The sequence below is a fragment of the Promicromonospora sp. NPDC090134 genome (genome assembly GCF_044746965.1).
In the GTDB taxonomy this organism is placed as follows: Bacteria; Actinomycetota; Actinomycetes; order Actinomycetales; family Cellulomonadaceae; genus Promicromonospora.
In genome coordinates this window covers 823,224-833,492 of sequence record NZ_JBIVCZ010000001.1, presented here as the reverse complement: position 1 = coordinate 833,492, position 10,269 = coordinate 823,224, and the positions used below count along the sequence as shown (strand labels likewise).

Sequence of the window (10,269 nt, the reverse complement as noted above, 5' to 3'; positions counted from 1 at the left end):
CCCCACCCCACACCCCCCCCCCCCCCCGGCGGGGGGGGGTGCGTCGGGTCCGCGGGCCCCGGCGGCCGCCGCCCCCCCCCCCCCCCCCCCCCAACTACCGCCCACCCGGGCCACCTGTCGTCAGTACCTCGCGTCCGCCGCGGCCAGGTACTTCGTGGTCACCACGATCGCGCGGCGCAGCGTGGCCTCGTCCTCGGTGGTGCCGGCCACCGTCAGCCGCTTCACCCAGGTGTCGGCCTGCGCGGTGGTGGGCGGCGCGCCCAGGTAGTGCTCGTACGTGGCGACCACGCGGAACCGCACGGCCTGCGGGTTGTCCCAGAGCGCCTGGACCACGCCCGCGCGCCCGAGCGTGTTCAGCCGCGGCATCCAGTGCTTGAGCTGGTCCGACGTCGGCGGGCGGTGCAGGATGTGCTGGTACAGCGCGGTCACGTACTTCGCGTCGGTGCCGCCCACGTGCTTGTAGTAGGTCGAGGTGCCCATCAGGTACGGCTCGATCTCGTCGATCGTCCGCGTCTTCTGCTTCACCATGGCGAGGTAGTTGGCCGTCTGGGTGGCCGACGGCGTGTAGCCGAGGGTCGCCTGGAACGCCTGGGCGATGCGGACCTTGCGGTAGTTGTCCGACTTCGCCATGCCGTCGGCCAGCACGCCCGGACCGTCCACCGACACGCGGTAGGCCCAGCTCTCGATGTCGGTCGCGGTGGCCGGCCGGCCGAGGTAGTCCTGGTACATCGCCTGCACGAAGTTCTTCGACTGCTCCCCCACCTCGGCGTACTGCTTCGCGTACACCGCCGCCTGGTCCTGGATCCCCGACAGCAGGGGGTAGGCGAGCTCGCCCGGGCACTCGGTCTGGTGCGTGTCGCGGTGGCCGAAGACCCGCGGCAGCGTCACCTGGTCGCCCGCGTAGTAGCGGCCGCCGTCCGTGTGGCCGGCGGCCGTGAGGACCGTCGACTCGTCCGGGTTGATGCCGTACTCCGCGAGCCGGCTGCCGATGATCTTGGCCACGCCGTCCCGCTGGGCCGTCGTGGGCGTGACGCCCGCCGCCGTCGTGTAGGTGCCGATCATCGCGACGCCGACCGTGCCGGTGTTGAAGCCGCCGGTGTGGGCGCCGATGATCGGCTCCTCGATGCTGCCGTCGGCGCCCTCGTAGATGTTGCCCCACTTGTCGACCAGGAAGTTGTAGCCGATGTCGCACCAGCCGTGCGTCCGCTGGTGGTACGCCTGGTCGTTGCGGATGGCCTGCATGGCCTCGGCCACCGTGGCGTAGTCGTTCGGGTTCACGGTGTGGTGCACGGCCGCGGCCTTGAGGCCGCCCTCGGCGGGGAACCAGGTGGGACCGGTGCCCGGCTCGAGGCAGCGCGGCGCGGCGCCCCACTCCTCGCGCGTGATGATCGTGGGGCCGGCCGTCGCGGCCGACGGCGCGACCGTGCCCGACGTGGTCGCCGCCGCGGTGGTGACCTGGGCCGACGAGACCAGGCTGAGCTCCACGCCCTCCGGGAACTCGGCGGCCTGGTCCACCGTCGCGAGCTGCACGGCGTCGGCCTCGCCCACGTACACCGGGGCGGAGGTCACGACGGCGGAGCCGCCGTCGGCGTCGTCCGTGGACTTCTCCAGGTGGCTCCAGTCGCTCCAGGTCCCGTCGGCGGCCCGGGTGCGCACCTGCATCTCGGGGACGACGTGGTCGATCTCGGCCGGCCAGGACAGCCCGACCGTCTGGAACCCGTCCGGCACCTCGATGGCGCCGGCGATCCGCCCGTCGGTGTCGGCGGTGTCGAGCACCACGGCGCCGTCCGCCGCCGTGGCGGTCCCGGCGGCCGCCTCGGGGTCGGCGCCGGTGACGTCCTCGACCACGGCGGTCTCCTCGACCGGGGCCGCGGCGACCTCGACGGTCTCGACCTGCGCCTCCGTGGTGCCCGCGTCGGGCAGCGCGGAGTCCGCGGGGGCCGAGATGCCCTCGGGCTCCAGGGACGGCTGCGCCGTCAGCGCCGTCGCCGCCGGGGCGAGCGCGCCACCGAGCACCATCGCCGGCGCCACGCCGAGGATGAGCGTCCTGCCCACCGCGGTCCCGGCGAGCGTCGTCCTGCCGGCGCCGTGCCGGGGGCCTTGCTTCGTCCGGGATGTCGGTGCTGCCGCGTGCCGAACCACTGTGTCCTCCTCGCATCGAAACGCGCCGGCCGCGCGGTGCGCGGCTGACGCGAAGAACAGGGAGACGTTAGTGCTGACCAGGCAGGACGGTGCCCCTTTTCACCCCTGTGGAGCGGGTGATCTTTCCCTGGATACCGCCTGGATCACCCGGTGGCCCCGGGCGGGCGTGGTAGTCGCCGTGGGCAGCACGAACTCCCCTTTGAGACCGGGGTGGCTCCGCTTTGAACGGTCTGAAAGCGAAGCAACCCCGGCCTCAAAGAGGAGCAGCCCGGACACCAAGATCCGGCCCGGCGCAGCCCGGCGCCACGGCCGGCTCCGGCGGTCAGAAGTCGAAGTCGTCGATGTTGCTCTTGTCGTACACGAACGGCTCGCCGAGCAGCACCTCGCCGTCGGCCCCCACGGTGTACTCGCCGAGCCGGCCGGCCTCGAAGGTGTCGCCCTCCTCGCCCGTGATGTCGCCCGCCACCAGGGCCGCGGCGGCCTCCGTCGCCAGGTAGCCCAGGTCGGTCGGGTTCCACAGCGCGAACGCCTCGACGGTGCCGTCGTCGACGTACTCGCGCATCTGGTTGGGTGTGCCGAGGCCGGTGACCGCGACCTTGCCCTTGTACTCCGACGTCGACACGTAGCGCGCCGCCGCGGCGATACCCACGGTCGTGGGCGACACGATCCCCTTGAGGTCCGGGTGCGACTGGAGCAGCGCCGCCGTCTTGTCGAACGACGTCTGGTCGTCGTCGTCGCCGTACGCGGTCTCGACGAGCTCGATGTCCGGGTAGTCGGAGGCCAGCTTCTCCTCCATGATCGCGATCCACGCGTTCTGGTTGGTCGCGTTGGCCGACGCCGAGAGGATCGCGATCTCGCCCTCGCCGCCGATCTGGTCGGAGATGAGCTCGAGCTGCTTGTCCGCGATGCCCTCGGCCGAGGCCTGGTTGACGAACAGGTCGCGGTACTGCGGCTCGGTGTCCGAGTCGAACGTGACCACCTTGGTGCCCGCCGACCGCGCCTCGTCGAGCGCGTCGCCGATGGCCGTCGGGTCGTTCGCCGAGATCACCAGCGCGCTCACACCCTGCTGGGCGGCGGTGTTGATGAACGGCACCTGCGAGTCGGGCGTCGGTGTGTCCGGCCCCACCTCGTCGACGGTGGCCCCCAGCTCGGCGGCCGCCTCCTCCGCGCCCGCGGTGGACGCCTCGAAGTACGGGTTGCCCAAGTTCTTGGGCAGCATGGTGATGGTGGCGCCCTCGGTCTCGCCGCCGGCGCCGTCACCGCCCTCGTCGTCTCCGCCGCCGCAGGCGGTCAGCCCCAGTGCGAGCACAGCGGCCGTGCCGGCCGCGAGCACAGATGTGAACCTCATCGTTCGTCTCCCTAGCTTCCGTGCCCGACAGCGCTCCGCCGTCGGACCCTGAGGCCGCCCGCGATGCGCGGCGCGACCACCGACACGACGAGCGCCGTGCCGATCACGATGTTGATGACGTTGACGGTGACCCCCTCCAGCCGGAGGGCACTGCTGAGCACGCCGATGAGCAGCACGCCCGCGACCACGCCGTGGATCGCGCCGCGTCCGCCGAAGATGGACACCCCGCCCAGGAGCACCGCCGCCACGACCTGTAGCTCCAGGCCGGTCGCGTTGTCGCCGCGGGCACTGCCGTAACGGAGCGTGTAGTAGACGCCCGCGAGCGCCGAGACCGCCCCGGACAGCACGAACAGGATCAGGAGGGTCCGCTTGACGTCGACGCCGGAGAACCGGGCGGCCTCGCTGCTGCGGCCGATGTCCAGCACGTTCCGGCCGAACGGCGTGGCGTGCAGCAGCACCGCGAAGACGGCGATCATCAGGACCAGGCCGAGGGTGATCACGGGCCAGGGCGACTCCCCGAGGTTCTCGGTGGCGCCGTCGGTCCAGGACTCGGGGAAGTCGGTGATCGCCGTGGTGCCCAGGAGGCCCACGGCGAGCCCGCGGTAGAGGGCGAGCGAGCCGATGGTGACGGCCAGCGACGGCAGGCCGCCGTACGCGACCAGCGCCCCGTTGACGGCGCCGCACACCGCGCCCAGCAGCACGGACACCGGCAGGGCGACCCCCAGGCCGAACCCCGCCTGGTGCAGCAGCCCGAAGGTCACGCTGGACAGGCCCACGACGGACGCGACCGACAGGTCGATCTCGCCCGTGGCGATGATCAGCGTCATGGGCAGGGCGATGAGCAGCACGGGGGCGACGTCGAGCACGAGGTAGGTGATGGTGAGCGGGCCGTCGAAGCCCTGCACGGTCGCGGACGCGACCACCCAGGCCGCGACCAGGATCAGGATCGTCAGCATCTCGCGGGTGAGCAGCGCGCGCTGCCACCACGGGCGGGCGTGGGTCCTCATCGGTTCGCCTCCTCGCGGTCGGCCGGGCCGGCGTCGCCGGGTTGGTCGGTATCTCGTTCGGCCGCGAGGCGGTGCGACCGCCGCCGGGCCAGCAGCCGGTCCAGCGCGATGGCGCCGATGATGAGCGCGCCCACCACCGCGCGCTGCCAGAAGTCGGGGATGCCCACGACGGGCAGGGCCCGGTTGATCGTGAGCAGCAGCATCGCGCCGAGGGCCGCCCCGACGACGGTGCCGCTGCCGCCGAAGATCGCGACGCCGCCCACCACGACCGCGCCCACGACCTGCAGCTCCAGGCCCACCCCCGCGCCGGACGACACGGTGCCGTACCGGGCGGCGAACATCACGCCGGCCAGCCCGGCGAGCGCCCCGTTCAGGGCGAACGCCCCGAGCAGCCGACGCCGGACGGGCAGGCCCTGCAGCTCGGCGGCGTCGGGGTCGGACCCGATCGCGTAGAGCTGCCGCCCACCGCGCGCGGTGTACATGTAGTAGCCGACGACGGCCAGCACGACGGCGGCGACCAGCGTCAGCACCGGGATGCCCAGCACCTGCCGCGTGCCCAGGGCGAGGAACGCGCGCGGCATGTCGCCGGCGTCGATCCGGTCGCTGCCCGCCCAGGTCAAGGCCACGCCGCGGTACACGTACAGCGTGCCGAGCGTGATCACGAGGGCCGGCACGCGGGCGAACGCCACGATCGAGCCGTTGACCAGGCCCAGCGCCGCCCCGGCCGCGACGGCGACCAGGGCCACCACGACGACCGGCAGGTCGGGCGCCTCGATGAACAGCCGGCCCGTCAGGTACGCGGTGAGGCCGAGCATCGACCCCACCGAGAGGTCGACGTTGCGCGTGATGACCACCACCGCCTGGCCCACGGCGAGCACCACGAGGATCGCGGGCGTGAGCAGCAGGTCCCGCCAGCCGCCCGAGCTGAGCAGGAAGCCGGGCTGGATCGCGGTGGTCACGCCGATCACGACCAGGAGGGCCAGGGCGATGCCGGCCTCGCGCCGGCGCAGCAGGGCGCTCATGCGGCGTCACCCCGCTCGGACGACGCACCCGGCGTCGCGGCGCGCATCACGGCCTCCGGCGTGGCCTCGGCCCGGTCGAGCGCCGCGACGATGCGCCCCTCGCGGACCACGAGCACGCGGTCGGCCATGCCCAGCACCTCGGGCAGCTCGGACGAGATCATCAGGACCGCCAACCCCTCGGCGGCCAGCGTGGACAGCAGCCGGTGCACCTCGGCCTTGGTGCCCACGTCGATGCCGCGGGTGGGCTCGTCGACGATGAGCACCTTGGGGCCGGTGGCCAGCCACTTGGCCAGCACCACCTTCTGCTGGTTGCCGCCGCTCATGGTCGTGGCCACGGCGTCGAGCGCCCCGGCCTTCACCGCCAGCCGGCCGGACCAGTCGCGCGCGAGGCGCGCCTCGGCGTCGGGCAGCAGGATGCCCAGGCGGGCCAGGCGGCGTCGGGAGACCGCGGAGACGTTGCGGGCCACGGAGGACTCGGTGACCAGGCCCTCCAGCCGCCGGTCCTCGGGGACGAGGGCGAGGCCCGCGGCGATGGCCGCGGTCGGGTCGCCCGGACGCAGTGCCCGCCCGCCCAGGGTGACGCGCCCGGCGTCGTACCGGTCGACGCCGAAGACGGCGCGGGCGATCTCGCTGCGCCCGGCCCCGACCAGACCCGCGAGGCCCACGATCTCGCCCGCCCGGACCTCGAAGGACACGTCGTGGAAGGTGCCGGTGGACTGCAGCCCCTCGACGCGGAGCACCACCTCGCCGGGCGTGCTCGGGACCTTGGGGTAGAGGTCGGAGACGGCACGCCCGACCATGCGCCGCACCAGCTCGTCGGCCGTCACGTCGGCCACCGGGTCGGTCGAGACGTGCTCGCCGTCGCGCATCACGGTGACGGTGTCGCAGAGGTCGGCGACCTCGTCGAGGCGGTGCGAGATGAAGACGACGGCGCGGCCTGCGTCGCGCAGCCCGCGGGCGACGGCGAACAGGCGGCGCACCTCGACGGCACTGAGCGCCGCCGTCGGCTCGTCCATGACCAGGAGCCGGGCGTCCAGGGAGATCGCCTTGGCGATCTCGACGATCTGCTGGTCCGCGATGGACAGGCCCTCCGCGGGGCGGTCCGGGTCGAGGTCCACGCCGAGGTCCCGGAACAGCTCGCGCGCGCCGGCGCGCATGGCGCGCCGGTCGATGCGGCGGAACCGGCCCAGGGGCTCGCGGCCGAGGTAGATGTTCTCGGCGACCGTCAGGTCGGGGAAGCTCGCGGGCTCCTGGTGGATGACGGCGACGCCGGCCGCCTTGGCCTCGGCGGGACCCGTGAAGTCCACGGGCTCGCCGTCGAGCTCGACCACGCCCGCGTCCCGGCGGTGCACGCCGCCCACGACCTTGACCAGCGTGGACTTGCCCGCGCCGTTCTCGCCGACCAGGGCGTGGATGCTGCCGGGCTGCACCACCAGGGTGCCCGAGCGGAGCGCGGCCACGGGCCCGAAGGACTTGGCGACCCCCTCCAGGCGCAGCGTCGGTGCGGCGTTCTGCATGTCTCTCCGTCGAGATGTGCGGGCGGTCTGCATTGACCGCTATCTGGCGTTTGAATCGTTCAAACAGATACTTCGGAAGATAGACCTGCCAGGTCAGAGCGTCAAGAACTTGCGGCGCGTCCGTTGCCGAGTCGTGCCCGTTGCGGAACCCTTGGCCGATCAGGGGTGATCACTGCCCGCAGCGTACGGAGGTGGCCCGACGACGTGCCGCCTCAGAACGGAGGCGACGGAATGAGCCAGCCAACGGCCGAGGAGCACGCAGCCCTCGGCGAGGAACCGACCGAGCTCAAGCGGGTCATGGGGCCCAAGCTCCTCCTGCTCTTCATCGTGGGCGACATCCTCGGTACCGGCATCTATGCGCTCACCGGCAAGGTGGCCGCGCAGGTGGGCGGTGCGGCGTGGGCGCCCTTCATCGTCGCCTTCGCCATCGCGCTGATCACCGCCTTCTCGTACCTGGAGCTGGTGACCAAGTACCCCCGGGCTGCCGGCGCGGCGCTCTACACGCACAAGGCGTTCGGGGTCCACATCCTCACCTTCATGGTCTGTTACACCGTCATGTGCTCCGGCATCACGTCCGCGTCGACGGCGTCCCGGGCGTTCGCCTCGAACCTCGCGGTGGGCTTCGGGCTCGACGCCGAGAACTCGACGCTCGTCATCACCGTCGCCCTGGTCTTCATGGGTGTGGTCGCGGCCGTGAACCTGCGGGGCGTGGGCGAGAGCGTCAAGGCGAACATCTTCCTGACGCTCGTCGAGCTGTCCGGCCTGCTGCTCGTGATCCTCATCGGCTTCTACGCCGCGTTCGCCGGTGAGGTCGACTTCTCCCGGACCATCGTGTTCGAGGACCCGAACGACAAGGGCGCCTTCTTCGCCGTGACGGCCGCGACCGCGCTCGCCTTCTTCGCGATGGTCGGCTTCGAGGACTCCGTGAACATGGCCGAGGAGACGCACGACCCGGTCAAGAACTTCCCCAAGATGATGATCACCGGCATCGGCATCACCGGCGTCATCTACGTGCTCGTCTCCCTGTTCGCCGTCGCGATCGTCCCGGTCGGCGTGCTGGCGGACAGCGAGACCCCGCTCGTGACCGTGGTCGAGACCGCGGCGCCGGGCATCCCGGCGGGCGACATCCTGCCGTTCATCTCGATGTTCGCCGTGGCCAACTCGGCGCTCATCAACATGCTGATGGCCAGCCGCCTGCTGTACGGCATGGCCAAGCAGAACGTGCTGCCCGGCGTGCTCGGGCGGGTGGGTGCCCGGCGGCAGACGCCGTGGGTGGCCATCCTGGTCACCACGGCGATCTCCTTCGGCCTGATCTACTTCGTCAGCCGGGACCCGGACAACGACGTGGTCGCCGCGCTCGGCGACACCACGGCGCTGCTGCTCCTGGGCGTGTTCGCCATCGTCAACGTCTGCGTGCTGGTGCTGCGGCGCGACCCGATCGACCGCAGGCACTTCGTGGCGCCGACGGTCCTGCCGGTCATCGGCGCGATCGCCTGCGCGTTCTTCGTGGGCCCGTGGACCGGGCGCGACCCGCTCACCTACACGATCGCGGGCTGGCTCCTCGGGATCGGCCTCGTGCTGTGGCTGCTGACGTGGATCACGAACCGCTTGGTCGGCCAGCGCACCGCGATCACCGACATCGAGGCCCTCAACGAGCCGGAGGGCGGCGTCAACTAGCCGACGTCACCTTCGAGGCCTGAGTTTCTCCGCTCTGACGGCCGTCAGAGCGGAGAAACTCAGGCCTCGAAGATCACGCGGACCCGCTACGAGCCGTCCGGCAGCGCGGCGAGCTGGGCCTCCAGGTGGAACACCTCGTCCAGCAGCACGAAGCTGTCGTCCGGGTTGCCCTCGTCGACGAAGAAGCCCGACATCGCCGCCTGCCAGCGCGCGTTGACCTCGGTCGCGGCCATCCCGCGCTGCGCCGCCGCGTAGTCGTCGGTCACCAGGATGCCGACCAGCAGACCGTCGTCGCGCAGGAACAGGTGGTAGTCCCGCCAGCCCGTGTCGCGCAGGGCGCGGAGCATCTCCGGCCAGACGGCGGCGTGGGCCGCCCGGTACTCGGCCAACCGGTCCGCCCGCACCCGCGACGTGAAGCAGACGCGTGCGCCCGCCGTGTTGCTCGACATGTCTGGTCCTCCTCGACCACCTGCGGCCTGAAACGGTTCATAATGTAGCCCGAAGCAAGGAGGCGCTCCATGACCCAGCCGGCCGCTCACCGCCGAGCATCCATCGCCGACGTCGCCCGCGCCGCCGGCGTCTCCGTCGGCACGGTGTCCAACGTGCTCAACCGTCCCGAGCGGGTGCTGCCCGGCACCCGCGAGCGGGTCGAGGCCGCGATCGACGAGCTGAGCTTCGTGCGCAACGGCTCGGCCCGGCAGCTGCGCGCGGGCACCATCACCACGGTCGGCGCCATCGTGCTGGACATCGCCAACCCGTTCTTCACCGACGTCGCACGGGGTATCGAGCAGCGCCTGGACCAGGACGACTTCACGCTCATGGTCGCGTCGTCGGACGACGACCCCGAGCGTGAGCAGCGCTACCTGCGCCTGTTCGAGGAGCACGGCGTGCAGGGCGTCATGGTGGTGCCGGCCACCGACGACATCGAGCACCTCCTGGCGGTGCGCCGGCGTGGCACCGGCGTGGTGCTGCTCGACCGCCCGTCGTCCGACCCGAGCATCTCGTCCGTGGCCGTCGACGACGTGCGCGGCGGCGAGCTCGCCGCGCGGCACCTGCTCGACCAGGGACACACACGCATCGCGTTCCTCAACGGCCCGCACACGATCCGGCAGTGCGCCGACCGGCACGAGGGCGTGGTCAAGGAGCTGGTCGCCGCGGGGCTCGACCCCGCGACCGCGCTCGTGGAGATCACGGTGTCCAGCCTCAACGCCGAGGGCGGGGAGGCCGCGATCCGCGGGCTGCTGGCGTCGGGCGACCGGCCCACCGCCGTCTTCTGCGTCAACGACCTCGTCGCGCTCGGCGTACTGCGCACGCTGCGCACGGAGAACATCGCCGTCCCCGCCGACGTCGCGGTCGTGGGGTACGACGACGTCGCCTTCGCCGCCGAGCTGTCCACGCCGCTGACGTCCGTGCGGCAGCCGACCCACGAGATCGGGGTCCGCGCCGCCGACCTCCTGCTCGACGGGCCCGACGCCGCGGCCGAGCACGTGATGTTCCAGCCCACGCTGGTGGTCCGCGGCTCCAGCTCCCCCACCCCGCCGAAGTAGAACCGCAGC

8 protein-coding genes are annotated in these 10,269 nt (G+C 72.2%); 2 read left to right on the top strand and 6 right to left on the bottom strand.

Translation table 11 applies throughout. The features are described 5' to 3' along the window. Positions 1-120: 120 nt before the first annotated feature. The 5 genes from ACIPN7_RS03610 to ACIPN7_RS03590 form a co-directional block, all read right to left on the bottom strand. Positions 121-2,055, bottom strand: coding sequence for an N-acetylmuramoyl-L-alanine amidase (locus tag ACIPN7_RS03610; protein WP_400538057.1), 1,935 nt, complete (start codon positions 2,053-2,055; stop codon positions 121-123). 409 nt (positions 2,056-2,464) lie between these two features. Next, positions 2,465-3,490, bottom strand: a complete 1,026-nt coding sequence (rhaS, locus tag ACIPN7_RS03605; protein WP_400538055.1) for a rhamnose ABC transporter substrate-binding protein — start codon at positions 3,488-3,490, stop codon at positions 2,465-2,467. Positions 3,491-3,501: 11 nt separating this feature from the next. Next, positions 3,502-4,497, bottom strand: coding sequence for an ABC transporter permease (locus tag ACIPN7_RS03600; protein WP_400538053.1), 996 nt, complete (start codon positions 4,495-4,497; stop codon positions 3,502-3,504). Then, entirely contained in the window at positions 4,494-5,519 is a 1,026-nt protein-coding gene (locus ACIPN7_RS03595) for an ABC transporter permease (protein WP_400538051.1), read from the bottom strand. The genes ACIPN7_RS03600 and ACIPN7_RS03595 overlap by 4 nt, the downstream gene beginning before the upstream one ends. Then, positions 5,516-7,036 (bottom strand): sugar ABC transporter ATP-binding protein, encoded by a 1,521-nt coding sequence (locus ACIPN7_RS03590; RefSeq protein WP_400538049.1) that lies wholly within the window; start codon positions 7,034-7,036, stop codon positions 5,516-5,518. Before ACIPN7_RS03590 ends, ACIPN7_RS03595 begins: the two co-directional genes overlap by 4 nt. Before the next feature lie 231 nt (positions 7,037-7,267). On the opposite strand from ACIPN7_RS03590, the gene ACIPN7_RS03585 reads away from it, so the two are divergent. Further along, positions 7,268-8,713, top strand: coding sequence for an APC family permease (locus ACIPN7_RS03585; RefSeq protein ID WP_400538047.1), 1,446 nt, complete (start codon positions 7,268-7,270; stop codon positions 8,711-8,713). Positions 8,714-8,799: 86 nt separating this feature from the next. On the opposite strand, the gene ACIPN7_RS03580 is transcribed toward ACIPN7_RS03585, so the two are convergent. After that, the gene (locus ACIPN7_RS03580; RefSeq protein ID WP_400538045.1) at positions 8,800-9,162 is read right to left on the bottom strand and encodes an L-rhamnose mutarotase; all 363 of its coding nucleotides are present in this window, start codon (positions 9,160-9,162) and stop codon (positions 8,800-8,802) included. 69 nt (positions 9,163-9,231) lie between these two features. On the opposite strand from ACIPN7_RS03580, the gene ACIPN7_RS03575 reads away from it, so the two are divergent. After that, positions 9,232-10,260 carry a LacI family DNA-binding transcriptional regulator gene (locus ACIPN7_RS03575; protein ID WP_400538043.1) on the top strand — a complete coding sequence of 343 codons (1,029 nt, stop codon included), beginning with the start codon at positions 9,232-9,234 and terminating at the stop codon, positions 10,258-10,260. The last annotated feature ends 9 nt before the right edge of the window (positions 10,261-10,269 follow it).